The following is a 24,955-nucleotide window of genomic DNA, read 5'->3' on the forward strand; positions in this document are numbered from 1 at the left end:
CCAGCGCACCGGCCGCAGCCCCGGCCGCGCCCAGCGCACCGGCCGCAGCCCCGGCCGCGGCATCCGCCGCCGCCCCGGTGGCCACGGCCACCCCCGCCGCCGCGGCATCCACCGCCGTCGCGGCCGGGCCGCGCCCGCCGCTCACCGTGCCCCGCACGGTGTGGCCCGGCGTCGCGGCCACCGTCCGCCCGGCGCCGAAGCCCGAGCCGCGCCGCATCGGCCCGTTCACCCGCGGCCAGTGGGCGGGTGTCGTGATCGTCGGCGGTGGCGGGCTGCTCGTCGCCGCCGCGCTGGCGGTGTTCTTCGTGCGGTGGTTCCTGAGCCTGGACTTCATGCAGGACTTCCTCGTCACCTACCCCGGCGAGTACCACCTGCCCGACACCGCGCCCGTCGGCTTCCCGGCCTGGCTGGGATGGCAGCACTTCTTCAACGCCTTCCTGATGGTGCTGATCATCCGCACCGGCCTGCAGGTGCGCACCGAGAAGCGCCCGACGGTGTTCTGGACCCCGCGCGGCGACAAGAAGGGCAAGACCAGCCTCACCATCTGGCTGCACCAGGCCCTCGACGTGCTGTGGCTGGCCAACGGTGTGATCTTCGTGGTGCTGCTGTTCGTTTCCGGTCAGTGGATGCGCATCATCCCCACCAGCTGGGAAGTCTTCCCCAACGCGCTGTCGGCGGTGCTGCAGTACATATCGCTGGACTGGCCCACCGAGAACGGCTGGGTCAACTACAACTCGATCCAGCAGCTGGCCTACTTCGCGACGGTGTTCATCGCGGCCCCGCTCGCCGCCCTCACCGGGTGGCGCATGGGCGCGCTCTGGCCGAAGAACGCCACGGCGCTGAACAAGGCCTACCCGGTCGAGTGGGCGCGCACGCTGCACTTCCCGGTGATGATCTACTTCGTCGCGTTCATCGCCGTGCACGTCGCGCTGGTGATGTCCACGGGCGCGCTGCGCAACCTCAACCACATGTATGCCGCGCAGGGCTCGGTCGACCCGAACGCCTACGCCGACAACTGGACGGGCTTCTGGCTGTTCATCGCGTCGATCGTCGTCACAGCGGGGGCGTGGATCGCCGCGCGGCCCCTCGTGGTCGCGCCGGTCGCGCGCCTGTTCGGCACGGTCAGCGGACGATAGCGGGGCGGATGCCGTGACCGAGCGCTGGACCAGGAACGTCACCCGGATCCTCGCTCCCAACGCGGGACCGATGACGCTCGACGGCACCAACACGCTCGTGGTCGCTGCACCGCAGAGTCGCACGGTCGTCGTGGTGGATCCCGGCCCCGATGACGCCGGCCACCTCGGCGCCGTGACGGCGGCGGGCGAGGTCGCGCTGATCCTCCTCACGCACCACCACATCGACCACGTCGAGGCGGCCCCGCGCCTCGCCCGGCTCACCGGTGCGCCCGTGCGGGCGCTCGACCCGGCGCTGTGCATCGACGCGCCGCCGCTCAGCGACGGCGAGCGCATCGAGGCGGCGGGCGTGGTCATCGACGTCGTGGCCACGCCGGGGCACACCGCCGATTCCGTCTCGTTCCATCTGCCCGGCGATGCGGCGCCGGCAGCGGATGCCGCTGCGAACGCGGACGCGGCATCCCCCACCGGCGTCATGCTCACCGGTGACACCATCCTGGGGCGGGGGACGACGATCATCGCCGCACCCGACGGCTCGCTGCGCGCCTACCTGGCCAGCCTCGACAGGCTGCGCGGCTTCGGCCCGATACCGGTGCTGCCCGCGCACGGCCCTATGCTCGACGACCTCGTGGCCGTGTGCGACGCGTACGCGGAGCACCGCCGTGGCCGCCTGGCCGAGGTGAGGCACGTCCTCTCGCGCCTCGGGCGCGAGCCGGCGACGAATGCCGACCTCGTCGCGGCCGTCGCCGACGCCGTGTACGCCGACGTCGACCCTGCGGTGCGGTTCGCCGCCGAAGCCTCCGTGCGCGCGCAGCTCGCGTACCTCGCCGACGCCCGCTGACTCGCAGCGGTACGCGCGCGCCCGCCGGAGCGGCACGCTCGCACCTGCCCCCGGTACCGGGCCTCCGCCCCCGCCCCCGCCCCCGCCACGGCACCGGCCACGGCACCGGCCCCGTCGCCGACGGCATCCGTCGCGCTCCACCGTGCCGTGCCGGGCCCCGGCCCCCGTCGCCCACGGCATCCCTCGTGCCGGCACCGCACCCGTGCCGCTGCGGGACGCCGGACTACACTGTTCGCACCGCTCACAACCCGCCTCGGCCACAAGCCTGAACAGGATGGAACGACGATGACGTCGACGATGACCTCGACCACGCCCGCGCTCACCGATGACGAGCGGGAGGCGATCCTCGAAGCCGTCCGCGAGTACACCGCGGCCGAGCTCGCCCCCTACGCGCTGGAGCGCGACGAGCGGGGCGAATTCCCGCGTGAGTCGCTGCGGCGCGGCGGCGAACTGGGGCTGGGCGGCATCTGCATCCGCGAGGATGTCGGCGGGGCGGGCCTGCGCCGAGCCGACGCCGCCGCGATCTACGAGGCCCTCGCCGAAGGCGACCCGGCGATCGCCGCGTACGTGTCGATCCACAACATGGTGGCCGGGATCATCGACGCCCACGGCACACCCGAGCAGCGGGCGCAGTGGCTCCCGGGACTCGTGTCGATGACCGACTTCGGCTCCTACTGCCTCACCGAGCCCGGCGTCGGCTCGGACGCGGCAGCGCTGACCACGACGGCGGTGCGCGACGGCGACGACTACGTGCTCACCGGCGTGAAGCAGTTCATCTCGGGCGCCGGCGAGGCGGGCGTGTACATCGTCATGGCTCGCACCGGTGACGCGGGCGACCCTGCGCAGGCGGGCGCCCGCGGTGTCACGGCGTTCCTGGTGCCCGCCGGGGTTCCCGGCCTGTCATTCGGCGCCGAGGAGCACAAGATGGGCTGGCGTGCGCAGCCCACCCGTCAGGTCGTGCTCGACGGGGTGCGCGTGCCGGCATCCGGCCGCATCGGCGCCGAAGGAGAGGGGTTCCGCATCGCGCTGGGCGCACTCGACGGCGGCCGCCTCGGCATCGCCGCGTGCTCCCTCGGCGGCGCGCAGTGGGCGCTCGAGCGCACCGTGGCGTACGTGCAGCAACGCGAGGCGTTCGGCGAGCAGCTGGCGCAGAAGCAGTCGATCGTGTTCACCCTCGCCGACATGGCCACCGAGCTGCACGCCGCCCGCACCCTTGTGCGCGACGCCGCGGCGGCCCTCGACGCCGGTGCGTCGGATGCCACGGCGCGGAGCGCCATGGCCAAGCGCTTCGCCACCGACGCCGGCTTCCGCGTCGCCAACGACGCCCTGCAGCTGCACGGCGGCTACGGCTACCTGCGGGAGTACGGCATCGAGAAGGTGGTGCGCGACCTGCGGGTGCACCAGATCCTCGAGGGCACGAACGAGATCATGCGCGTCATCATCGGGCGCGAGCTGCTGCGTCATCGCGGCATGGCACGATGAACCCATGACCCCCTACGAGACCCTCATCGTCGAGACCCGTGGCCGCGTCGGCTGGATCACCCTCCACCGCCCCGATGCCCTCAACGCCCTCAACTCCCGCCTGGCGGCGGAACTGGCCGAAGCGGCATCCGCCTTCGATGCCGACGACGAGATCGGCTGCATCGTGCTGACCGGCAGCGAGCGGGCATTCGCCGCGGGCGCGGACATCAAGGAGATGGCCGACAAGTCGTCGCACGAGATGGCGATGCGCAACCCCTTCGCGGGCCTCGAGGAGTTCGCTCGCCTGCGCACCCCCGTCGTCGCCGCGGTCGCCGGGTTCGCTCTCGGCGGCGGATGCGAGCTGGCGATGATGTGCGACGTCATCCTCGCCGCCGACACCGCGCGCTTCGGCCAGCCGGAGATCAACCTCGGCGTCATCCCCGGCATCGGCGGCACGCAGCGTCTGACCCGCGCGATCGGCGCGTACAAGGCCGCCGAGCTCGTGCTCACCGGGCGCATGATGGATGCCGCGGAGGCGGAGCGCTCCGGTCTGGTGTCACGTGTCGTGCCGGCATCCGACCTGCTCGACGAGGCCGCGAAGACCGCGGAGGCGATCGCCGCCAAGTCGCTGCCGGTGGTCTACGCGGCCAAGCAGACCCTGCGGGCAGCCCAGGAGACGCCGCTGGCGGAGGGGCTGCGGCTCGAGAAGGCGGTGTTCACCTCGCTGTTCGCGCTGGAGGATCAGAAAGAGGGGATGGCGGCGTTCCGTGACAAGCGCGCGCCGCGATTCCAGCACCGCTGATCCGGGAGCCGCCCTATGATGCCCCCGTGGGCCTCGGATCCGGGAGCGGCAGAGCGCAGGGCGTGATGGGTCGCGCCGCGGCGGCGGATGCCGCGCTGACGCCCATCGACTGGAGCCGGTTCCCACCGGGGGCGGAGCGCGATCGCGTGCTGGCGCCGAGCGGATCGCTCGCGCGGGTGTCGATGGGGCCGAGCGGCGGCCAGCGGGTCGTGCTCGTTCCCGGGGTCACCGGGTCGAAGGAGGACTTCGTCCGCATGATGCCGCTGCTCGCGGCGGCCGGCTATCGTGCGGAGTCCTACGACATGGCGGGGCAGTACGAGTCGTGCGCGGCCGGGCCGGAGAACCTCGAACCGCCGCAGCGCCACTACACGCTCGACCTGTTCGTCGACGACCTGGTTGCGGTGCTGCGCTCCGCCGCCACGCCGGCGCATGTGCTCGGCTACTCGTTCGCCGGCACCGTCGCCTCGATCGCCGCAGCGCGCTACCCGGAGCTGTTCGCCAGCCTGACGCTGCTTTCCTCTCCTCCGGTGGCCGGGCAGGCGCTGCGGTCCTTCCGGATCCTCGGCCCCATCACCGGCCTGGTGCCCGCTTCGGTCGAGGCGCGGCTGATGATGTGGGCGGTGCGCAACAACGTGCACCGCGCGCCGCGTGACCGCGCCGTCTTCGTGAGGGCGCGGTTCGCCCTCACCCGGCGTGCGAGCGTCGAGGACATCTTCGGGCTCATGAAGCACACGCCGGCCGTGGCCGACGCGCTGCGGGCGACCGGACTGCCCGTGCTGGTGGTCGCCGGGAGCGGCGACGTCTGGCCGGTCGAAGCCCACGACGAGTTCGCCCGGCGGCTGGGAGCGACGCTGCTCGTGATCCACACCGGGCACAGCCCGTGCGAATCGGCGCCGAATCAGGTCACCGAAGCGATGCTGGCGATGATCTCCGCGTGACGGACTGCGACGCCCGGCGCGGGTCGCGCTGCAGGCGCCGCCGTTCCCGTCGCCCCGCGGCGCACCGCCACTGACGCTCAGCGATGCTCTCCTCGGACAGGTTGACCGCGAGGCCGTGGAACGCCCAGTTGACGCGTCGGCGGAAGCCCGCCATCGAATCGAACGGGCGGGCGGAGACCCCGACTCGCAGCTCGCGGTCGAACTCCACGCCCATGTCGGGCTGCAGCGCGAAGCTGATCTCGAGGTCGTCGTGCATCCTCGGGTCGTCCATGTGCAGGTGGGGGCGCAGCGTCTGCCACGCCTCGCGCCGCAGCGCGAAGTTCGACCCGAACACCGGCACGTGCCCCATCACCAGCCGCATCGACCAGAAGTAGCCGCCCAGGTAGGCGTATCGGCCGAGCACGCGCCGCGGCCAGGTGCCGCCGTAGAACCGGCCGGTGCCCGTGATGCCGGTGAGCGTCGGGTCGTCGTCGAACCGCTGCTCCAGGCGCGCGATCCACTCGCGGGACGGGATGGAGTCGGCATCCAGTCGCCCGATGATGTCGCCCTCGGCCGCGTCGAATCCGGCGGCCGTTGCGCGCAGCACGCCGGGGCGCGGCTCGTCGACCACGCGGGCACCGGCGGCGCGGGCGACCGCCGCGGTGTCATCGCTGGAGCCGTTGTCGACGACGATGACCTCGTCGGGCTTGCGGGTCTGCACAGCGAGTGCGGCGAGGCAGTGCCGCAGCATGCGCGCATCATCGCGGGAGGGGATCACGACGCTGATGGTGCTCATGGCGCGTCAGCCTAGGGGTTCGCGGCCGCGTGGGGGAGGGGCTGGCGCCCCGACGCGCGGGTCCGGGCCGCGGGGGCGCCGGGGGTTTGGGTCGCGTGTCGGTTCCCGAACCCGGCTGCGACGGGGTTTGGGTCGCGTATCGGTTCCCGAACGGGGTGTGGCGGGGTTTGGGTCGCGTATCGGTTCCCGAACCCGGTGCCGCGCGGGCAGGCGGGGTTTGGGTCGCGTATCGGTTCCCGAACCCGGTGCCGCGGGCGCTCGCGGCGCTTCGGGTCGCGTATCGGTTCCCGAACGGGGGTGTGGCGGGGTTTGGGTCGCGTATCGGTTCCCGAACCCGGTGCCGCGCGGGCAGGCGGGGTTTGGGTCGCGTATCGGTTCCCGAACGGGGGTGCGGCGGGGTTTGGGTCGCGTATCGGCTCCCGAAACGGAGTCAGGCGGATACGGAGTCAGGCGGGTACGGAGTCAAGCGGGTTCGGCGCTCGGTGGGACAGCGGCGGGGTCGGGCTCTGGTGCTCAGCGCGCGGCGGTGCCCGCCGCGAAGCCCGCGGCGTAGCCCTGCGCGTGGGCCTCGTCGGCGCCCAGGTGGAAGAAGTCGCGCTCGGCGGGGCGCACGATCGACCGCGCTCCCGGAAGATCCAGCGCACCGACGAGGTCGGCGCGCCCCCGCACCACCGCCACGGGACGCCGTGATGCCTTGCCTTTCACGAGGTCGGCGGCCGCGGCCAGTTCGTCGGCGACGCAGGGCATCGTCACGACGAGCGGACGGCCCTCGGCATCGGTCTGCCCGCGGAGGTCCTCCATCACCGTGACGCCGGCGGCGCCGATCGCATGGTCGGTCTGCCCCTCCCGCCACGCGCGGCCGAGGGTGTCGGAGACGATGATTCCCACGTGCGCGCCCAGTCGTTCGCGGAGTCCTGCCGCGATAGCGCGGGCCGAGGCGTCGGGATCCACCGGCAGCAGCAGCACCGTGCCGTGCGGGGTGTTCGAGGCATCGACGCCGGCGGCGGCGGAGACGATGCCGAGCCGGTTCTCGACGATGCGGGTGACATGACCGGATGCCGAGGTGCGCGAGGCCACCAGCCGCACCGTCTCGGCGGTGATCGCGTCCTCTCGGTCGTCGGCGCGGATCATGCGTCCTTCTGCCTTGGACACGATCTTGGAGGTGACCACGAGGATGTCGCCGTCGGCGAGGTCGCCGGCCGCGGCATCCGCGATGAGGGAGACGAGGTCATCCCCCGCGGCGACCTCGGGGATGCCGTCGAGGGCCCAGACCTGCAGCACGGCGCTCAGCGGACGAAGCGGACTTCGGTCAGCATCTCGCCGAGGAAGGGCTCGGTGTGGCTCGCGCCGTCGAGGGTGAAGCCATTGCGCTCGTAGAAACGGTGCGCGCGCGGGTTGTCCTCGGCGACCCACAGGTAGGCCTGCTCGTCGGGGTGGATGGCTGCGTCGAACAGCCGCTGGCCCGTGCCGGTGCCGTGCCACGCGTCGAGAAGGTAGATGAAGTACAGCTCGCGGTTGCGTGGCGCGTCGCGGTCACGCGCAGGCCCGGAGCCGACGAAGCCGACGATCTCGCCGTCGGCGAGCGCGGCGTGCATGCGGAAGTCGGGGCCCTGCTCGGCCCAGTGGGTCCACAGCTCGGCGAGGCGGCGGGGAGAGACGTTCTCGAGGGCGGCCTTGCTGATGAGGTGGTCGTAGGTCTCGTGCCAGCAGGCGGCGTGCACTCGCCCGAGGGCCTCGGCGTCCACGTCGCGGACCGGACGGACGACGATGTCGGTCTGGGTCTCTGCATCCATGCGGGCACTCTACGCGGGGCGCGGGCCCCCGCGAAATCCGCGCGACGGCCGGTGTCGGGGCGTGACGGCGAGACGGGTTCGCGCGGTCGGCCGCCCCGGCAGCGCCGCGCGATCGCTGATGTCGTTGTGGGTTGCCCTGCACCGATTGCGACGTGGGCTGCCAGGCGCACTACCATCGCGCTTCGTGAACGTATGGTGGCGGACCCTTCTGACGATCCTGCGCGCGAAGCGGGCACTGCGCCGCAAGGGGCGGATCGATCCGACCGCGGTCGGACGCGTGCGGCTGCGCACCCTGCCCACCGACATCGACCTGCTCGGTCACATGAACAACGGCCGCTACGCGTCGCTGTTCGACCTCGGCCGGTTCGACCTGCTCATCCGCACCGGAGTGTGGGATCTGGTGAACAAGCAGGGCTGGTACGCCGTGGTCGCCAGCGAGACCATCTCATTCCGCAAGTCGCTCGGGCTGTGGCAGCGCTTCACGGTCGAGTCGCGCCTGCACGGTCACGATGACAAGGCGGTGTACATGGTGCACCGCGCCGTCGTCGACGGGGAGATCTATGCCGAGATGCTGGTGCGCGCCCGCTTCCTGAAGCGCGGGGGAGGGCTCGTGCCGATGGAGGAGCTGTTCGAGGCTCTGCACCGCCCCGACAATCTGCCGCCTCTCGAACCGTGGGTCGTCGACTGGGCCGCGGCATCCGCTCTGCCGTCGACGAAGAGCCCCGCCCCCAGCGTCTGGTCCTGACCGCCGCGACGCGGCTCGGCAACCGCCCCGCGACGGCAGCGCGGACCTAGGCTGGGCGCATGTCGCAGACCTACGAGGACCGGCAGCGCTCGGACATCCACCCCTTGGCCGAGGAAGCAGTGGAGCTCGCCCAGCGCTGGGTGCGCGAAGCCGCCGCCGCCGATGTCGATCCCGCCGCCGCACGACTGGCCGGTGTGCTGAAGGACCCGCAGGGGCTGCCGTTCACGATCGGCTTCGTCGACGGGGTGATGCGGCCGGAAAGCCTGTCCGCCGCGGCATCGCAGCTGGGCCGCATCGCTCCCCTGGTTCCGCAGTTCCTCCCGTGGTATCTGCGCACGGCGGTGCGGGCAGGCGGCGCGGTCGCGCCGGTGCTGCCGAGCCCCGTCGTCCCCATCGCCCGGCGCGTGCTGCGCGAGATGGTGGGGCACCTGGTCGTCGACGCGCGTCCCGACAAGCTCGGCAAAGCCATCGCCCGCATCCGCGAGAGCGGGGCGCGACTGAACCTGAACCTGCTCGGCGAGGCCGTGCTCGGCGAGGGCGAGGCGGGCCGCCGGCGCGACGGCATCCACGAGCTGATCCGCCGGGACGACGTCGACTACGTCTCGGTGAAGGTCTCGGCGATCACCCCGCGCATCTCGATGTGGGCCTTCGAGCAGACCGTCGAGACGGTCGTCGAGCGTCTGCTGCCGCTGTACCTCTCCGCGGCCGAGGACGGCACGTTCATCAACCTCGATATGGAGGAGTACCGCGACCTCGACCTGACCATCGCGGTGTTCACCCGCCTGCTCGAGGACGAGCGGCTGCAGGGGCTCGAAGCCGGCATCGTGCTGCAGGCGTACCTGCCCGATGCGCTCCCCGCGCTGCAGGAGCTCACGGCGTGGGCGCGCGAGCGGGTGGGAGCGGGTGGCGCCCGCATCAAGGTGCGCCTGGTCAAGGGGGCGAACCTCGCGATGGAGCGGGTGGATGCCACGATGCACGACTGGCCGCTCGCCACGTACGACAGCAAGCTCGACACCGACGCCAACTACCTGCGCTGCCTCGACTGGGCCCTGCACCCGGACCGCACGGCTGCGGTGCGCCTGGGAGTGGCCGGGCACAACCTCTTCGACATCGCCTATGCGTGGCTGCTCGCCGGTGAGCGGGGGGTGCGCGCCGACGTCGACGTCGAGATGCTGCTGGGCATGGCGCAGGGCCAGGTGCAGGCCGTCGCCCGCGAGGTTGGACCCGTGCTGCTCTACGTGCCGGTCGTACGGCCCGACGAGTTCGATGTGGCCATCAGCTATCTCGTGCGCCGGCTGGAGGAGAACGCCTCGAGCGAGAACTTCCTCTCCGCCGCGTTCGAGCTCGCCGACGACGCGTCGCTGTTCGACCGGGAGCGCGATCGGTTCCTGGACTCCCTCGACCGCAGCGCGGACCCCACCCTCGACATCGGGCCGCACCGGGTGCAGGACCGCACCGTGGATCCCGTGCCGCGCCTGCGCAGCATCCTGCGCGATGCCCCCGGCCGCGATGGCGCCGAAGAGGGAGGACTGACCCAAGCAGTGCTCGGCATCGCCCGCGGCGGCGGGCCGGACGACACCACGCCGATGGAGCCGATCGCCGAGGCGCTGCGGTTCGGCGGGGAGGAGTTCGTCGAGACGGCGGTGTTCGCCCCGCGCGAGACCCGCCGGGCACTCGGGGCGCCCGGCTTCCGCAACGCCGCCGACACCGACCCGGCCGTCGCGGTCAACCGCGCGTGGGCGAGCTCGGTGCTGGAGCGCATCGAGGTCAGCGCCGCGGGAGATGCCACGCTCGACGCCGCCCGCCTCACCGACGTCGGCTCGCTGGAGCGCGTGATGGCGACGGTCGCCGAGGCGGCCGGACCGTGGGGGGCGCTCGCCGCCGCCGATCGCGCCGCCGTGCTCATCGCCGCAGGACGTGCGCTCGAGGCCCGCCGTGCGGAGCTCATCGAGGTCGCCGCCTCGGAGACCGGCAAGGTGTTCGCCGAGGCCGACGTCGAGGTGAGCGAGGCCGTGGACTTCGCGCATTACTACGCGGCGACGGCCCGCGAACTCGACCGGGTGAGCGGCGCCGTGTTCGAGCCGGCTCGGGTGACCGTCGTCGCCCCGCCCTGGAACTTCCCGGTCGCCATCCCCGCCGGCGGGGTGCTGGCGGCGCTCGCCGCCGGATCCGGCGTCGTGTTCAAGCCGGCGCCGCAGGCGCGCCGCTGCGCCGCGGTGGTCGCCGAGGCGCTGTGGGCGGCGGGCGTTCCGCGAGACGTCCTCGCTCTCGTCGACGTCGAGGAGGGCGAACTCGGCCGCCAGCTCATCTCCCACCCCGCCGTGGACCGCGTCATCCTCACCGGATCATGGGAGACCGCGGCGCTGTTCCGCTCCTGGCGCCCTGCGCTTCCGCTGCTGGCCGAGACCAGCGGCAAGAACGCCATGATCATCACGCCCAGCGCCGATCTCGACCTCGCCGTCGCCGATCTGGTGCGCAGCGCGTTCGGCCACGCCGGACAGAAGTGCTCTGCGGCCTCGCTCGCGATCCTCGTCGGTCCGGTGGGGCGCTCGCAGCGGTTCGCCCGCCAACTGGTGGATGCCACGCGCTCGCTGCGTGTGGGGCCTCCCACCGATCCGCGCGCCGAGGTCGGGCCGCTCGTGCAGGCCCCCGAGGGCAAGCTCGCGTGGGCGCTGACGACCCTCGAGGAGGGGGAGAAGTGGCTCGTCGAGCCGCGCCGCCTCGACGACGTGGCGCCCGAGTACGCCGGACGGCTGTGGACGCCCGGCATCCGCGTGGGCGTGCAGCCGGGCTCGCGCACGCACCTGGAGGAGTTCTTCGGGCCGGTGCTCGGCGTGATGCACGCCTCGTCGCTGACGCAGGCCATCGAGCTGCAGAACGCGGTGGCGTACGGCCTCACCGCCGGGCTGTACACGCAGGCGCCGGGAGACCTCGCGCTGTGGCTCGACCGGGTGCAGGCGGGAAACCTCTACGTCAACCGCGGCATCACCGGCGCCATCGTGCAGCGCCAGCCGTTCGGCGGCTGGAAGCGCTCGTCCGTCGGGGCGGGCGCAAAGGCCGGTGGGCCCAACTACCTCATCGGCCTCGGCAGCTGGCGGCCGTCGTCGGGCAGCGCGCAGTCGTCGACACTGCACCTGCGCGGCCTGGATTCACGCATTACGACCCTCATCGAGGCTTCCCAGCCGACGCTCGATTACGAGGGTTTCGACTGGCTGCGCCGTGCGGCGCTGTCGGATGCGATCGCGTGGGACCGCGAGTTCGGCCACGTCCGCGACGTCTCGGAACTGGGGGTGGAGCGCAATCTCTTCCGCTACCGCCCGGTCGACGGCGTCGCGGTGCGGGCGACGGCGGACGCCACCTGGCAGGCGGTGCTGCGGGTGGTGATCGCCGGCATCCGCGCGGGTACCCCGATGACGCTGAGCGCGCCGGTGGGACTGCCCGCCGCGGTGAGACGCACGCTCGGCGATCTGCGGGTGCCGGTGTTCCTCGAGACCGACGAGCAGTGGCTGCAGCGCATGACCGGAGTCGGCCAGTCGACGCCCGACGACCCGATCGAGGGTGAGATCGTCGCCCGCCCCTCGCGCGCGCGTCTGGTCGGCCCTCGCGAGTCGATCGCGACACTGCACCGCGCGCTGGGAGCGGCCGTGGACGGCGACCCCGACCTGGCCGTCTACGACAACGAGGTCACCACGGCCGGGCGGCTCGAGATGCTCCCGTTCCTGCAGGAGCAGTCGATCACCATCACGGCCCACCGGTTCGGCAACCCCGACCCCTGGAGCGAAGCGGTCATCTGACGGCGGCGGCCGAGGGCGGGGCGGTCGCCGGCGCGGATCGCCGAGCAGCGCGGCATCCGTCGTGTGACAATGGTCGCGGCGTGTCCGGATCGCCCCTCGCCCTCGCCGCACCGTCGCGGCGGAGCCTGGGCCACCGGACCAGGAGGACAGCGTCCGCCACCTTCGCGAAGGAGCACAATGTCCACGCAGCCCACCACCCTCGCCACGGATGCCGGCGCGCAGCCGGGCGCGCAGCCCGCCGCGCCGGAGCGCATCGCCCAGCACCGCCGCTACCTCATGTGCCGGCCGGAGTACTTCACCGTGAGCTACCGGATCAACCCCTGGATGGAACCGGGGCGACCCACCGACACCGCGCGCGCGCTGTCGCAGTGGCAGGACCTGTACGACACGTACGTGCGGCTCGGGCACGACGTCGAGCTGATCGACCCGGTGCCGGGCCTTCCCGACATGGTCTACACGGCCAACGGCGGCTTCGTCGTCGGAGGTCGCGCGCTGGGCGTGCGGTTCCGCGTGGCCGAACGGCGCGGCGAGGAGCGCGCGTTCATGGACTGGTTCGCCGCCAACGGGTTCGAGGTCATCGAGCCGGTCGAGGTGCAGGAGGGGGAGGGTGACTTCCTGCTCGTGGGCGACACCGTGCTCGCCGGTACGGGCTTCCGTTCCGACGGAGCCAGCCACCGCGAGGTCGCCGACGTGTTCGGTCGTGAGGTGGTGAGCCTGACACTCGTCGACCCGCGCTTTTACCACCTCGACACCGCCCTGGCAGTGCTCGACCCGGTGGAGGGCGAGGGAGGCGTTCCGCGCGCGAACATCGCCTACCTGCCGACGGCGTTCGACGACGCTTCGCGGGCCGTGCTCGCCGAGCGCTACCCCGACGCGATCCTCGTGGACGACGCCGACGGGGCGGTGTTCGGCCTCAACACCGCCAGCGACGGCCGCAACGTCATCGTCTCGCCGCGAGCCCACGGGTTCATCGCCCAGCTGCGGGAGCGCGGCTACACGCCGGTGACCGTCGACCTGTCCGAGCTGCTGCTGGGTGGCGGCGGCATCAAGTGCTGCACCCTCGAGCTGAGGAGCTGACATGACCGACGCACCCGCTTCGCCCCTCCACACCGAGCCCACCGCGGCACGGATCATCGCCGCCGAGGACGCCCACGTCGCCCACACCTACCACCCCCTCCCGGTCGTCGTGGCCGAGGGCGAGGGATCGTGGGTCACCGACACCGAGGGCAAGCGCTACCTCGACCTGCTCTCGGCCTACTCCGCGCTGAACTTCGGCCACCGGCATCCCGACCTCGTCGCTGCCGCCACCGCTCAGCTCGGCCGACTGACCCTCACCAGCCGCGCCTTCCACAACGACCAGCTCGGACCGTTCGCCGAGGCGCTCGCCGCTCTGTGCGGCAAGGATCTGGTGCTGCCGATGAACACCGGCGCCGAGGCCGTCGAGACCGGCATCAAGGTGGCCCGTGCGTGGGCGTACCGGGTCAAGGGCGTGCCGGCCGACAGCGCCACCGTCATCGTCGCCGACGGCAACTTCCACGGCCGCACGACCACGATCGTCGGATTCAGCGACGACCCCGTCGCCCACGACGACTTCGGGCCCTACGCCCCCGGTTTCGTCTCGGTGCCCTACGGGGATGCCGCGGCGATCGAAGCGGCGATCGACGACACCACGGCGGCGGTTCTGCTGGAGCCGATCCAGGGCGAAGCCGGGGTCATCGTGCCGCCGGCGGGCTACCTGGCGGCGGTGCGGGAGATCTGCACCCGGCGCGGCGTGCTGTTCATCGCCGATGAGATCCAGTCCGGCCTCGGCCGCGCCGGCACCACGTTCGCCTGCGACCGCGAAGACGTCGTGCCCGACCTGTACCTGCTGGGCAAGGCGCTCGGCGGCGGCATCGTGCCGGTGTCTGCCGTCGTGGGAGACCGCGGCGTGCTGGGAGTGCTGCGCCCCGGCGAGCACGGGTCGACCTTCGGGGGCAACCCGCTGGCGGCGGCGGTCGGCCGCCGGGTGGTGGAGCTTCTCGCGACCGGCAGGCTGCAGCAGCGGGCAGCGGCGCTCGGCGAGCACCTGGAGGCCGCGCTCACGCCGTTGATCGGCCACGGGGTGACCGCCGTGCGCGTCGCCGGGCTCTGGGCGGGTGTCGACATCGACCCCGCGCACGGCACCGGCAGGGAGGTCGCCGAGCGGTTGCTCCTGCGCGGCGTGCTGGCCAAGGACACGCACGGGCAGACCATCCGCCTGGCGCCGCCACTGGTGATCCGCGCGACCGAGCTGGACTGGGCGGTCGAGCAGCTCAAGGTCGCCCTGGGCTGACTCGCGGCGCACCGGCATCCGGCCGGAGAAACGGGCCCGAGTGGTCGGATGCCGCCTGCGTGTCAAGGTCGGCAACCCGGAAACATGGCGGCAACCCGGCGCGGATAGGGTGAATCCCATGGGTGATCTGTTCGACGGCTACGGCTCCATCTTGGCGCCACGCAAGACGCCGTCGGGCGTCCCGGCGTTCGACGAGATGTTCGGCCACCCAGACGGATCCGGTGCCCCGGTCGCCTCGCGGCGCGCCTATCGCGAGCTCTATCAGGCGCTGGCGCAGATGACCCAGGAAGAGCTGCGCGGACGCACCGATTCGCTCGCCAGCTCGTACCTCGCCCAGGGTGTCACGTTCGACTTCGCCGGCGAGGAGCGGCCGTTCCCGCTCGACGCGGTGCCGCGCATCATCGACTACGACGAGTGGTCGCGCATCGAGGCGGGCGTCAAGCAGCGTGTGCTCGCACTCGAGGCGTTCCTCGACGACACCTACGGGCACCAGCACTGCGTGCGCGACGGCGTGCTGCCGGCGGGCCTCATCGCCTCGTCGCAGTACTTCTACCGCCAGGCCGCCGGCATCCACGCCGCCAACGGTGTGCGCATCCACGTGTCGGGCATCGACCTCATCCGCGACGAGCACGGCGAGATGCGCGTGCTCGAGGACAACGTGCGTGTGCCCTCCGGTGTCAGCTACGTCATCTCCAACCGCCGGGTCATGGCCCAGACGCTGCCCGAGCTGTTCGTCTCGATGCGCGTGCGGCCCGTCGGCGACTACCCGAACAAGCTGCTCGCGGCACTGCGCGCGTCGGCCCCGCCCGGTGTCGAAGACCCCAACGTCGTGGTGCTCACTCCCGGCGTCTACAACTCGGCGTACTTCGAGCACACCCTGCTCGCCCGCCTCATGGGCGTGGAGCTCGTGGAGGGACGGGACCTCGTGTGCACCGGCGGCAAGGTGTTCATGCGCACCACCCGCGGACCGCAGCGCGTGGACGTCATCTACCGCCGCGTGGACGACGACTACCTCGACCCGCTGCAGTTCCGTGCCGATTCGATGCTCGGGGCCCCCGGCCTGATGCTCGCCGCGCGCCTGGGCAACGTGACGATCGCGAACGCCGTGGGCAACGGCGTCGCCGACGACAAGCTGCTCTACACGTACGTCCCCGACCTCATCCGCTACTACCTCGCCGAAGAGCCGATCCTCAAGAACGTCGACACCTGGCGCCTCGAGGATCCCGGCGCCCTCGAGGAGGTGCTGGACCGCCTCGACGAGCTGGTGGTCAAGCCCGTCGACGGCTCCGGCGGCAAGGGGCTCGTGGTGGGCCCGGATGCCTCACCGGCAGAGCTGGACAAACTGCGCGCCCGGCTCCGTGCCGACCCCCGCGGGTGGATCGCCCAGCCCGTCGTGATGCTCTCGACCATCCCGACCCTCGTCGAGGACGGCATGCGACCGCGCCACGCGGATCTGCGGCCCTTCGCCGTCCACGACGGCGACGACGTGTGGGTGCTCCCCGGGGGGCTCACACGCGTGGCGCTCCCGGAGGGACAGCTCGTGGTCAACTCCAGCCAGGGCGGCGGTTCCAAGGACACCTGGATCGTGGGAGGGGCGGCGCCCCGCGACGTCGAGTACGGACACGGCCGCGGTGGCGGCATGGCCGACCTCGTCGCCGATCAGGCCACGACCGAGGCGATCCCGGTGGTCTACGACGAGCAGGCCGCGCCCGTGCACTCGCCGCAGGACGCGCCGCGTGCGCGCGCCGAGCAGCAGGAACAGCAGCAGCAGCAGCAGACCGCGGTGCCGACGACCGGGGGGTGCGAGTCATGCTGAGCCGCATCGCAGAGAGCCTGTTCTGGATCGGGCGCTACATCGAGCGGGCGGACGGCACCGCCCGCATCCTCGACGTGCATCTGCAGCTGCTGCTGGAGGACCCCTGGATCGACGAGGACACCGCGTGCCGGTCGTTGCTCAGCGTCATGGGATCGATGCCGCCGGACGACGCCCTCGAGAAGGTCGAGCGGCAGGACGTCCTGGCGCGCCTGGCGGTGGACCGCGGCAACTCCTCGAGCATCGCGTACTCGCTGCACGCCGCACGCGAGAACGCCCGGCGGGCGCGCGAGATCGTCTCCACGGAGCTCTGGGAGACCCTCAACACGACCAATTCGCGGATGCCGCGTCGGCTGCAGTCCGAGAAGGTGCACGAGTTCTTCCAGTGGGTGCGCGAGCGCTCCGCGCTGGCCGTCGGCATCGTCGACTCGTCGACCAGTCGCGACGAGGCGTGGCAGTTCTTCACGCTCGGTCGCAGCATCGAACGCGCCGACATGACGGCACGCATGCTGGCGACACGGTCGCTGACAGAGGCATCCGGCCCGTCGTGGACGACCATCCTGCGGTCGTGCGGCGCCTACGAGGCGTATGTGCGCACCTACCGGGGCATGCCGAGCTCGCGCAACGCCGCCGAGTTCCTGCTGCTGGACCGGCTGTTCCCGCGGTCGATCATCTACTCGATCCAGCGCGCCGAGGAGTGCATGAGCGCCATCGATCCGCGCGCCGACCGGGTCGGGCACTCCAACGCCGTGCTCCGCGCCCTCGGTCGCATCCGCAACGATCTCGAGTACAGCCCCATCACCGACATCCTCGGGGAGCTGCCCGAGCATATGGAACGGGTGCAGACGGTGACGCGCGAAGCGTCGGAGGCGATCCGGCAGCGCTTCTTCCCCACCCAGGCCGAGCCCAGCTGGATCGGAGAGATCTCATGATGCGGCTGCGCGTCGAGCACACCACCGGCTTCGTCTACCCCGGGGAGGTGTCCGCGTCGTACAACGAGGCACGCATGCTGCCGGTGTCGACCGAGAACCAGTTCGTGCTGAGCTCCTCGCTGGACATCGAGCCGTCGACGAGCGTCAACCAGTACGTCGACTACTTCGGCACCCGGGTGGCGTCGTTCGACGTGCTGTCGGCGCACACCGCCCTGAACATCACGGCGCGCTCGCTCGTGGAGGTGCGGCCGCGTCCGCTGGAGCATCCCGAGATCTCGTGGGAGGACCTGGCCCGCGAGGCGCAGGGCGCGATCAGCACGGTCGAGATGCTCGCGCAGACGCCGCACACCGCCCCGCACGAGGAGGTGGCCCGCCTGGCGCGTTCGATCGCCGCCGAGCACGACGGCCCCGGCCACGCCGCGCACGCGATCGCCGTCGCCGTGGGCGACGCCGTCGAGTACGTCTACGGCAGCACCGGCGTGCACTCCACCGCCGCGGAGGCGTGGGAGAAGCGGTCGGGAGTCTGCCAGGACATGGCCCACATCACCCTCGGCGCCCTGCGCGAGGTGGGCATCCCCGCCCGGTACGTCTCGGGATACCTGCACCCCGACCCCGATGCCGAGGTGGGCGTGGCCGTCGTGGGCGAGTCGCACGCCTGGGTGGAGTGGTTCGCGGGCGACTGGCACGGCTTCGACCCGACGAACAACGTCGAGATCGGCGAGCGGCACGTGCTGGTCGGGCGCGGGCGGGATTACAGCGACGTGCCGCCGCTGCGCGGCGTGTACGGCGGCGCCACCAAGAGCGACCTGCACGTGCAGGTGACGATCACCCGCGAGGCCTGACCGCGCCGACGGCGATTCCGGCCGCCTCAGGCGGGCGGGCTGTCGGGGTCGAGCGTCTTGAGCGTCTCCTCCTCAGCCGGGTTGTCGGCTTCGAGCTGGTCCTGTGTGCCCTCGTCACCACCGAGCGGGGCTTCCTCGTCGTCGGCGGCTGGAGCGTTGTCGCGGTCCTGGTCCATGACGACACGGTAGGGGTCACCGCGCTCGGCCGCACCGGGCTTGCGCTGACCCCCGGCGAGGTGCCACGGCGGATACCGCTCGGCGCTGCTCCGGTGTCGCAAAGGAGCGTGGAACGAGCGCCGCACTGTGCGGACGCGACACTCGAGCGGCTCTTCGCGACACCGGCGATCGCGGCGGGCGCCCGTAGGATCGGCCGGGAGCGGGGCCCGAGGCGCGGAGCGCCGACGATCGTCGGCTGCGCCTCTCGGCTCCGTCCTGATCTTCTCCGCTCGAAAGGCGACTCGTATGACCCGCACCCTCGGCACCACCGGCATTCCCGTCGGTGACATCACCCTCGGCACCTCGTCGCTCGGTGACGGCACCGCTCCCGGTTCGGCGGAAGAGGCCGCAGCCGTCGCGGCGGCGGTGGACCTGCTCACCGGTCCCTTCCCGCTCGTCGACACCTCGAACAACTACGGCGACGGCCGGTCCGAGGAGGTGCTCGGCCTCGCCCTCGCGCAGCTGGGGGGCCGCGCCGCCGCCCGCATCGCCACCAAGGTCGACCGTGACCCGGAGGCCGGCGCGTTCGACCGCGACCGGGTGCTGCGCTCCTACGAGGAGAGCCTCGCGCGGCTCGGCGTCGACCGCGTCGGCATCCTCCACTTCCACGACCCCTTCAGCGTCACCTTCGAGGAAGCCACCGCGCCCGGCGGGGGACTGGAGGGGATGCGTGAGCTGCGGGACTCGGGCGCCGTCGACGCGATCGGCATCGCGGCGGGGCCGATCCCGCTGATGACCCGGTACGTCGAGACCGGTCTGTTCGATCTGGTGCTGTCGCACAATCGCTTCACGCTCGTCGATCGCAGCGCCGAGGCGCTGTTCGCGGACGCGCGCCGCCGCGGCATGGGGGTCTTCAACGCGGCGCCGTTCGGTGCCGGCATCCTCGCGAAGGGGTCGGCGTCGCGGGCATCGTACGGCTACACCGAGGCCTCGCCCGGACTCGTCACCTGGATCCAGCGCGCCGAGGCGGTGTGCGCCGACCACGGTGTGCCGCTGGCCGCGGCGGCGCTGCACTTCTCGCTGCGCTCGGACCTCGTCGACTCCACGATCGTCGGCATCTCCTCGACGCGGCGGCTGCAGCAGCTGATTGCGCTGCGCGACACCTCGGTGCCCGACGCGCTCTGGGGAGACCTCGACGCGCTCGGGCCGGCGCCGACCCCGCTGGCGGCGCAGGACGCGGCGGCCGCGCTGTGAGCCGCCCCGCGATCGGCGTCATGCTGCCCCGCGACCTCGACGCGCACCAGGTGCAGACGTTCGTCCGCCGCGCCGAGGAGCTCGGGTTCGATGAGCTGTGGATCGTCGAGGACCTCGGATTCCGCGGCGGCATCGCGCAGGCCGGTGCCGTGCTGGCGTGGACCGAGCGGATGCGCGTCGGGATCGGCATCCTCCCCGCCGGCGCCCGCAACGCCGCGTTCGCCGCGATGGAGCTGGCCACGCTCGCGCAGCTGTTCCCCGGGCGGATCGACGCCGGGATCGGGCACGGGATGCCGGACTGGATGCGCGCGGTCGGGGCATGGCCGTCCCGCCCGCTGGGGGCGCTCGAGGCCCACGTGACGGCGGTGCGGACCCTGCTCGCCGGGGGTGCGCTCGACAGCGACGTGCACCTGGACTCGACAGCGGTGCCGAGCGAGCGGCCCCCGCTGCTGCTGGGCGTGCGCGGCCCGAAGTCCCTCGCGCTGTCGGGGCGCATCGCCGACGGCACCGTGCTGGCCGAGCCGGTGACCCCGGAGTACGCGCGGGCGGCGGTGGCGCGGATCGACGCGGCATCCCCGCATCGGCTCGTCGCCTACAACGTCGGCGTCGTCGACGCGGATGCCGCGGCGGCCCTGGCGACGGCGCGCCCCGGGCTGGCCGCGATCGGCGAACCGGACTGGGCTCCGCACATCGAGCCGCTGCCGTTCGCGGCCGAGTTCGCAGCCCTGCGCGCACGGTGCGCCGACGGGGCGGAGTTCGCGCGCACGATGCCGGACGAGTGGGTGCGGCAGCTGGCGCTCGTCGGGACAGCCGCGCAGGTGCGTGCGCGCATCGACGAGCTCGCCGGCGCCGGTGTGCACAGTTCGGTGTTCATCCCCGTCGGCGACAGCCTCGCCGCCCTGGAGTCCCTGGCCGCCGTCCTCGACTGAGGATTCGTCCCGTCGAACCAGCGCGAGGCAGCACGTGGCAGCAGGTGGCAGCACGTGGGCGCGGATACTCGCCCAGACGACCACGGCTCACCCGGCTCGGGTTATGTTGTGGGGAACGCGAAAAGGCGAGGGGGCGGCATGCCGCAGCAGAACTGGGCAGGGAACTACACCTACCGGGCGCCGCGCATCGCGGTGGCCGAGACGATCGACGACGTCCGCCGGGTCGTCGCGGCGGGCGGCCCGGTGCGCGCGCTCGGCACCCGGCACTCCTTCACCGACCTCCCCGACACCGACGGCACGCTCATCGACGTCACCGGCATCGAGCCCGCCTTTGCGCTCGACGAGGCGGCGCAGACCATCACCGTCGGTGCGGGCACCCGCTACGGCGACCTCGCCCTCTGGCTCGAGGAGCGCGGCTGGGCCCTGGGCAACCTCGGCTCGCTGCCCCACATCAACGTCGGCGGCGCGATCGCGACCGGCACCCACGGATCCGGCAACGGCAACCGCGTGCTCTCGGCTGCCGTGCGGTCGCTGCGCTATGTCGGCGCCGACGGTGACGTGCACGAGGTGCGCCGCGGCGACCCCGACTTCCCCGCGCTCGCGGTGGGGCTCGGCGCCGCCGGCATCACCGTCACGGTCACCCTCGACGTGCAGCCCACCTTCCGCGTGCGGCAGGACATCTACACCGGCGTCACCTGGGATGCCGCGCTCGCCCGCTACGACGAGCTCACCTCCGCCGGCTACAGCGTTTCGGTGTTCTCCCGCTGGGAGGGTGACACCCTCGGCCATGTGTGGGTGAAGACCCGGCTGGATGCCGACGACGACCCGATCGGCGACACCCTGCTCGACGGCGAGCGCGAGCTCACCGGGCTGTCCCCCCTCGAGGGCATGACGAACGTCACGGAGCTCGCCGGCGTGCCCGGTCCCTGGCTGCTGCGGCTGCCGCACTTCCGCCTGGACATGCAGCCGTCGTTCGGCAACGAGATCCAGACGGAGTACTTCGTCGACCGCGCCGACGCCCCCGGCGCGCTCGCTGCCGTGAGGGGCCTCGGCGACGGCATCCGCCCGCATCTCATCGTGACCGAGCTGCGCACCGCCGCCGCCGACGACCTCTGGCTGAGCCCCGCCTACGAGCGGGATGCCGCGATCATCCACTTCACGTGGGAGAACCACCCCGATGAGGTCGCCGCGCTGCTGCCCGGCATCGAGGACGCGCTGGCCCCCTTCGCGGCGCGCCCGCACTGGGGCAAGGCGCACGCGTTCGACCGCGCCGCGATCGAGCGGGTGCACCCGCGCCTCGCCGACGCCCGCGGCGTGTTCGAGCGACTCGACCCGGACGGTCGCTTCGTCAACGCGCACCTGGTGCGCGTGGGCGTGCGCGACCCGCGCTGACGCCCGCCTGCGACGGTGTCAGCGCTGTTCGCAGAGACCGGTCAGCCCGCGAAGCGCTCCCGAGCCTCGCGCGCGGCCCGGGCGTCCCGCTCGCGGTCGTCCGGTAGCCGGATCGGTGTGGTGCCCGCGATCTCGTCGGAGAACGCCTCAGGCGGCACGATGGCCACAGGACGGGTCTCGCCGAGCGTGACGCCGAACCGCCGTGTCTCAGAGCGGCGGACACGGCCGGACACGAGCATCCAGGTGGCGCCGATCGCGAACGCCACGAACGCCGCGACGGCACCGAGGAGGATCGCCGCGCGCGGGCCGAACTCCGCTGCCACCCAGCCGACGATGGGGGCCCCGAGGGGAGTGCCGCCCATGAGGATCGCCATGTACAGCGCCAGCACGCGGCCGCGCAGGGCGGGGTCGGTCGTGGTCTGCACGTAGCCGTTCGCGGTGGTGAGGGTCGTCACGACGGCGAAGCCGGTGAGCATGAGGGTCAGCGCGTACAGCCAGTAGTTGGGCATGAACGCCGAGACGGTGATGGCGACGGCGAACATCAGCGTGCCGAGGATGACCACGCGGATGCGGGCACGGTCGCGGCGGGCGGCCAAGAGCGCGCCGATGAGCGACCCGACGGCCAGGATCGAGCTGAGCAGGCCGTAGCCGTCGGCCTCCTGGCCGAACTCCAGGGCCATCGTCGAGGCGAAGATGGGGAAGTTCATGCCGAAGGCGCCGAGCAGGAACACCATCGCGAAGGCGACCATCAGATCGGGGCGCTTGCCGACGTAGCGGAACCCGTCGGCGAGCCGCGAGGCGCCCGGCGCCTTCACGCGCGGGATGAGCTCGTCCGTCCGGATCAGCATGAGGGCGCCGATCATCGCGAGGAAGGTCACCGCGTTGACGAAGAACACCCAGCCGGTTCCCACCGCGACGATGACGACGCCGGCGACGGCGGGGCCGATCATGCGGGCGCCGTTGAAGGATGCCGCGTTGAGCGCGACGGCGTTGGAGGCGTTCTCACGGGAGACGAGGTCCGAGACGAACGCCTGGCGCGACGGGTTGTCGAACGCCGAGATGACGCCCAGCAGCAGCGCGAACCCGTACATCAGGCCGAGCGTCATGACGTCGGCCAGCAGCAGCGCGCCGATGACGAGCCCGACCAGCAGCAGCAGGCTCTGGGTGAGCATGAGCAGCTTGCGCCGGTCGAAGCGGTCTGCCACCCATCCGGTGACGCCCACCAGCAGCAGCGGCGGGGCGAACTGCAGCGCCATCGTGATGCCCATGGCGCCGGCGTCGTTGTCGGTGAGGGCGGTGAGCACGACCCAGCTGAGCGCGGTCGCCTGCATCCACGCGCCGATGTTCGACACGAGCGCGCCGATGAACCAGACGCGGTAGTTGAAGATGGAGAAGGAGCGGAACATCGCACTCATCGCGAGGCCACCTCCCGCATGATGTCGGCGGCCTGCGCGAGCACGTCGCGGTCGGCGTCGCTCAGCGACGCCAGGGCGGCCTCGAGCCACGAGTCCCGCCGGCGCGTGGTCTCCTCGACCACGGCGCGGCCGGCGTCGGTGAGCGAGATCGTGACCTTGCGGCGGTCCTGCTCGTCGGGGGTGCGCGCGACGTAGCCGGACTCCTCGAGGCAGTTGACGGTGCGGTTCATCGACGGCGCCGACACGCGCTCGCGGTCGGCCAGTTCACCGAGGGCATGCGGGCCGTGCACGGTGAGAGCGGCGAGCACCGCGAACTGGCCGTCGCTCATCTCGTCGACCGCGCGCTGGGCGCGCAGGCGTCGTGCGAGACGGAAGGTCGCCATGCGCAGGTCGGATGCCGCGGCGGCGAGATCGGCGGTGGGGGAGGGCGGAGCGGAGGCGTCTGTCGTTGTCATGCGGTTCATTAGCATAGCTCATTAGTGTTGCTAAGTAAACCGGGGAGGCGGCCGTGCAGCGCCCGCGGGGCTTGTCAATCCGGTGTGGGGCGCCCTCTCATCGGCGCCGTGGAAGCGCGAACCACCAGGTGAGGCTGCACCGTGAGCTCTCCGGGCGGATCGTCGCGCCCTTCGAGTTGCGCGGTGACGTAACCCACGGCTGCGCGAGCCAGCTCTGCGAACGGCTGCGCGACGGTGGTCAGCGCAGGAGAGCAGAAGGCCGCGAGTCGGATGTTATCGACGCCGACAACGGAGACGTCCGCGGGAACGCGACGGCCGGCTTCGTTGAGCCCGCGGATGAGCCCGAATGCCATTTCATCGTTCGCCACGAACACTGCCGTGACGTCGGTACGGGCACCCAGGGAGCGCCCCGCCGCGTACCCCGATTCCGGGCTCCAGTCGCCATGGATGATGTCCGGTACCGGTCGCGCCGCCTCGTCCAGCGACGCGCGCCACCCGGCAGATCGCTCCGCGGCATCCACCCAGTCCTCCGGTCCGGACACGTGCCACACCGTTTCGTGCCCCAGCGACAGCAGATGGTCGGTGGCCAGTTGTGCCAGCTCTCGCTGGTCAACGGCGAGCGAGCGCGCCCTGCGCACGGGAGACCCGCCGATCGTCGCCGTGGGCAGTCGGTCAGTGATCTCCTCGATCCGATTGTCGTGAGTGCGCAGAGGTACGGCGAGGATGATCGCTTCGGAACCGAGTCGCTCCAGTCGGCGCAGCGCCGCGCTGATCGCGCTCGCATCGAGCGAGGAGATTTGAGTGCCCACGACGCTGTATCCGAGTTCGTCGGCGGCACGCTCCAGACTCGCTTGAGTCATCGACCCGGCATACGACTCGGTTGCCATGGCAACGACGCCGATCGTCCGTGTGCGTCCGGAAGACAGTGCCTGGGCGGCGGTGTTCATCCGGTAACCCAGCCGTTCCACGGCAGCCAGCACTCGCCTGCGCTTGTCCGCGGTCACGTAGGGGTGGTCGCGCATGACGCGTGACACGGTCTGAGCAGAGACGCCGGCCTCGCGCGCGACATCGATCATGGCGGGAGGCTTGCTCTCGCGCCCCTCGCTCGGAGCCTTCCCCACTCGCGCCTCGCTTCGTCGTCCGGCAGGGCTGATGGCGCCCCGTTCCACCGTTG

The 24,955-nt window shown here is 72.1% G+C and carries 22 protein-coding genes; 15 read left to right on the forward strand and 7 right to left on the reverse strand.

The features are described 5' to 3' along the window. From NQ165_RS04575 to NQ165_RS04595, 5 genes are all read left to right on the forward strand, one after another. On the forward strand, positions 1-1,136 hold a 1,136-nt coding region (locus NQ165_RS04575; protein WP_257531798.1), incomplete at its 5' end, for a cytochrome b/b6 domain-containing protein. 13 nt (positions 1,137-1,149) lie between these two features. After that, positions 1,150-1,974, forward strand: coding sequence for an MBL fold metallo-hydrolase (locus NQ165_RS04580; protein ID WP_257531800.1), 825 nt, complete (start codon positions 1,150-1,152; stop codon positions 1,972-1,974). A gap of 297 nt (positions 1,975-2,271) precedes the next feature. Further along, entirely contained in the window at positions 2,272-3,456 is a 1,185-nt protein-coding gene (locus tag NQ165_RS04585) for an acyl-CoA dehydrogenase family protein (RefSeq protein ID WP_285181708.1), read from the forward strand. A gap of 4 nt (positions 3,457-3,460) precedes the next feature. Then, positions 3,461-4,237 carry an enoyl-CoA hydratase-related protein gene (locus NQ165_RS04590; RefSeq protein WP_257531804.1) on the forward strand — a complete coding sequence of 259 codons (777 nt, stop codon included), beginning with the start codon at positions 3,461-3,463 and terminating at the stop codon, positions 4,235-4,237. 26 nt (positions 4,238-4,263) lie between these two features. Then, positions 4,264-5,175, forward strand: a complete 912-nt coding sequence (locus NQ165_RS04595; RefSeq protein WP_257531806.1) for an alpha/beta fold hydrolase — start codon at positions 4,264-4,266, stop codon at positions 5,173-5,175. Here the strand turns inward: NQ165_RS04595 and NQ165_RS04600 are convergent. The 3 genes from NQ165_RS04600 to NQ165_RS04610 all read right to left on the reverse strand — a co-directional run bounded on the left by NQ165_RS04600 (position 5,141) and on the right by NQ165_RS04610 (position 7,743). Next, positions 5,141-5,950 (reverse strand): glycosyltransferase family A protein, encoded by an 810-nt coding sequence (locus NQ165_RS04600; protein ID WP_257531809.1) that lies wholly within the window; start codon positions 5,948-5,950, stop codon positions 5,141-5,143. The genes NQ165_RS04595 and NQ165_RS04600 overlap by 35 nt on opposite strands. A 513-nt stretch (positions 5,951-6,463) precedes the next feature. After that, positions 6,464-7,231, reverse strand: coding sequence for a coenzyme F420-0:L-glutamate ligase (cofE, locus tag NQ165_RS04605; protein ID WP_257531811.1), 768 nt, complete (start codon positions 7,229-7,231; stop codon positions 6,464-6,466). 5 nt (positions 7,232-7,236) lie between these two features. Further along, complete coding sequence (locus NQ165_RS04610) at positions 7,237-7,743, reverse strand: GNAT family N-acetyltransferase (RefSeq protein ID WP_257531813.1); 507 nt, start codon at positions 7,741-7,743, stop codon at positions 7,237-7,239. Between the two features lie 184 nt (positions 7,744-7,927). Between NQ165_RS04610 and NQ165_RS04615 the strand changes: the two genes are divergently transcribed. The 7 genes from NQ165_RS04615 (at position 7,928) to NQ165_RS04645 (ending at position 18,180) form a co-directional block, all read left to right on the forward strand. Beyond that, positions 7,928-8,488, forward strand: a complete 561-nt coding sequence (locus NQ165_RS04615) for a thioesterase family protein (RefSeq protein ID WP_257531815.1) — start codon at positions 7,928-7,930, stop codon at positions 8,486-8,488. Between the two features lie 59 nt (positions 8,489-8,547). Then, on the forward strand, positions 8,548-12,282 hold the full coding sequence (locus tag NQ165_RS04620) for a bifunctional proline dehydrogenase/L-glutamate gamma-semialdehyde dehydrogenase (protein ID WP_257531817.1): 3,735 nt from the start codon (positions 8,548-8,550) through the stop codon (positions 12,280-12,282). A gap of 177 nt (positions 12,283-12,459) precedes the next feature. Beyond that, on the forward strand, positions 12,460-13,359 hold the full coding sequence (gene ddaH, locus NQ165_RS04625; protein ID WP_350310494.1) for a dimethylargininase: 900 nt from the start codon (positions 12,460-12,462) through the stop codon (positions 13,357-13,359). 1 nt (position 13,360) lies between these two features. Then, on the forward strand, positions 13,361-14,593 hold the full coding sequence (gene rocD / locus NQ165_RS04630) for an ornithine--oxo-acid transaminase (RefSeq protein ID WP_257531819.1): 1,233 nt from the start codon (positions 13,361-13,363) through the stop codon (positions 14,591-14,593). A 118-nt stretch (positions 14,594-14,711) separates the two neighbouring features. Further along, a complete protein-coding gene (locus NQ165_RS04635) occupies positions 14,712-16,409 on the forward strand; it encodes a circularly permuted type 2 ATP-grasp protein (RefSeq protein ID WP_257531821.1) in 1,698 nt (565 codons plus the stop codon). After that, complete coding sequence (locus NQ165_RS04640) at positions 16,403-17,338, forward strand: alpha-E domain-containing protein (RefSeq protein ID WP_257531823.1); 936 nt, start codon at positions 16,403-16,405, stop codon at positions 17,336-17,338. The genes NQ165_RS04635 and NQ165_RS04640 overlap by 7 nt, the downstream gene beginning before the upstream one ends. Next, complete coding sequence (locus tag NQ165_RS04645) at positions 17,335-18,180, forward strand: transglutaminase family protein (RefSeq protein ID WP_257531824.1); 846 nt, start codon at positions 17,335-17,337, stop codon at positions 18,178-18,180. The genes NQ165_RS04640 and NQ165_RS04645 overlap by 4 nt, the downstream gene beginning before the upstream one ends. A gap of 26 nt (positions 18,181-18,206) precedes the next feature. On the opposite strand, the gene NQ165_RS04650 is transcribed toward NQ165_RS04645, so the two are convergent. Further along, positions 18,207-18,356, reverse strand: a complete 150-nt coding sequence (locus tag NQ165_RS04650; RefSeq protein ID WP_257531827.1) for a hypothetical protein — start codon at positions 18,354-18,356, stop codon at positions 18,207-18,209. A 286-nt stretch (positions 18,357-18,642) separates the two neighbouring features. Between NQ165_RS04650 and NQ165_RS04655 the strand changes: the two genes are divergently transcribed. From NQ165_RS04655 to NQ165_RS04665, 3 genes are all read left to right on the forward strand, one after another. Continuing rightward, positions 18,643-19,590 carry an aldo/keto reductase gene (locus NQ165_RS04655; protein WP_257531830.1) on the forward strand — a complete coding sequence of 316 codons (948 nt, stop codon included), beginning with the start codon at positions 18,643-18,645 and terminating at the stop codon, positions 19,588-19,590. Continuing rightward, complete coding sequence (locus NQ165_RS04660) at positions 19,587-20,519, forward strand: LLM class flavin-dependent oxidoreductase (RefSeq protein ID WP_257531832.1); 933 nt, start codon at positions 19,587-19,589, stop codon at positions 20,517-20,519. The genes NQ165_RS04655 and NQ165_RS04660 overlap by 4 nt, the downstream gene beginning before the upstream one ends. Positions 20,520-20,657: 138 nt before the next feature. After that, positions 20,658-21,911, forward strand: a complete 1,254-nt coding sequence (locus NQ165_RS04665) for an FAD-binding protein (protein WP_257531834.1) — start codon at positions 20,658-20,660, stop codon at positions 21,909-21,911. A gap of 41 nt (positions 21,912-21,952) precedes the next feature. On the opposite strand, the gene NQ165_RS04670 is transcribed toward NQ165_RS04665, so the two are convergent. From NQ165_RS04670 to NQ165_RS04680, 3 genes are all read right to left on the reverse strand, one after another. Next, positions 21,953-23,317: an MFS transporter gene (locus NQ165_RS04670; protein WP_374679397.1), complete on the reverse strand. Its 1,365-nt coding sequence runs from the start codon at positions 23,315-23,317 to the stop codon at positions 21,953-21,955. A 5-nt stretch (positions 23,318-23,322) separates the two neighbouring features. Further along, complete coding sequence (locus NQ165_RS04675) at positions 23,323-23,781, reverse strand: MarR family winged helix-turn-helix transcriptional regulator (protein ID WP_257531837.1); 459 nt, start codon at positions 23,779-23,781, stop codon at positions 23,323-23,325. A gap of 74 nt (positions 23,782-23,855) precedes the next feature. Next, positions 23,856-24,857, reverse strand: coding sequence for a LacI family DNA-binding transcriptional regulator (locus tag NQ165_RS04680; RefSeq protein WP_257531839.1), 1,002 nt, complete (start codon positions 24,855-24,857; stop codon positions 23,856-23,858). Positions 24,858-24,955 lie beyond the last annotated feature (98 nt).

Origin of the sequence: Microbacterium sp. zg.Y1084 (assembly GCF_024623595.1) — a bacterium.
GTDB classification, from domain to species: Bacteria; Actinomycetota; Actinomycetes; order Actinomycetales; family Microbacteriaceae; genus Microbacterium; species Microbacterium wangruii.

Bases quoted from the DNA above. Each gene is read 5' to 3' on its own strand.
- NQ165_RS04585 (WP_285181708.1), top strand. From the start codon at position 2,272: ATGACCTCGACCACGCCCGCGCTCACCGATGACGAGCGGGAGGCGATC.
- NQ165_RS04590 (WP_257531804.1), top strand. From the start codon at position 3,461: ATGACCCCCTACGAGACCCTCATCGTCGAGACCCGTGGCCGCGTCGGC.
- NQ165_RS04600 (WP_257531809.1), bottom strand. From the start codon at position 5,950: ATGAGCACCATCAGCGTCGTGATCCCCTCCCGCGATGATGCGCGCATG.
- NQ165_RS04610 (WP_257531813.1), bottom strand. From the start codon at position 7,743: ATGGATGCAGAGACCCAGACCGACATCGTCGTCCGTCCGGTCCGCGAC.
- NQ165_RS04620 (WP_257531817.1), top strand. From the start codon at position 8,548: ATGTCGCAGACCTACGAGGACCGGCAGCGCTCGGACATCCACCCCTTG.
- ddaH (WP_350310494.1), top strand. From the start codon at position 12,460: ATGTCCACGCAGCCCACCACCCTCGCCACGGATGCCGGCGCGCAGCCG.
- rocD (WP_257531819.1), top strand. From the start codon at position 13,361: ATGACCGACGCACCCGCTTCGCCCCTCCACACCGAGCCCACCGCGGCA.
- NQ165_RS04635 (WP_257531821.1), top strand. From the start codon at position 14,712: ATGGGTGATCTGTTCGACGGCTACGGCTCCATCTTGGCGCCACGCAAG.
- NQ165_RS04640 (WP_257531823.1), top strand. From the start codon at position 16,403: ATGCTGAGCCGCATCGCAGAGAGCCTGTTCTGGATCGGGCGCTACATC.
- NQ165_RS04645 (WP_257531824.1), top strand. From the start codon at position 17,335: ATGATGCGGCTGCGCGTCGAGCACACCACCGGCTTCGTCTACCCCGGG.
- NQ165_RS04650 (WP_257531827.1), bottom strand. From the start codon at position 18,356: ATGGACCAGGACCGCGACAACGCTCCAGCCGCCGACGACGAGGAAGCC.
- NQ165_RS04655 (WP_257531830.1), top strand. From the start codon at position 18,643: ATGACCCGCACCCTCGGCACCACCGGCATTCCCGTCGGTGACATCACC.
- NQ165_RS04665 (WP_257531834.1), top strand. From the start codon at position 20,658: ATGCCGCAGCAGAACTGGGCAGGGAACTACACCTACCGGGCGCCGCGC.
- NQ165_RS04670 (WP_374679397.1), bottom strand. From the start codon at position 23,317: ATGTTCCGCTCCTTCTCCATCTTCAACTACCGCGTCTGGTTCATCGGC.
- NQ165_RS04675 (WP_257531837.1), bottom strand. From the start codon at position 23,781: ATGACAACGACAGACGCCTCCGCTCCGCCCTCCCCCACCGCCGATCTC.
- NQ165_RS04680 (WP_257531839.1), bottom strand. From the start codon at position 24,857: ATGATCGATGTCGCGCGCGAGGCCGGCGTCTCTGCTCAGACCGTGTCA.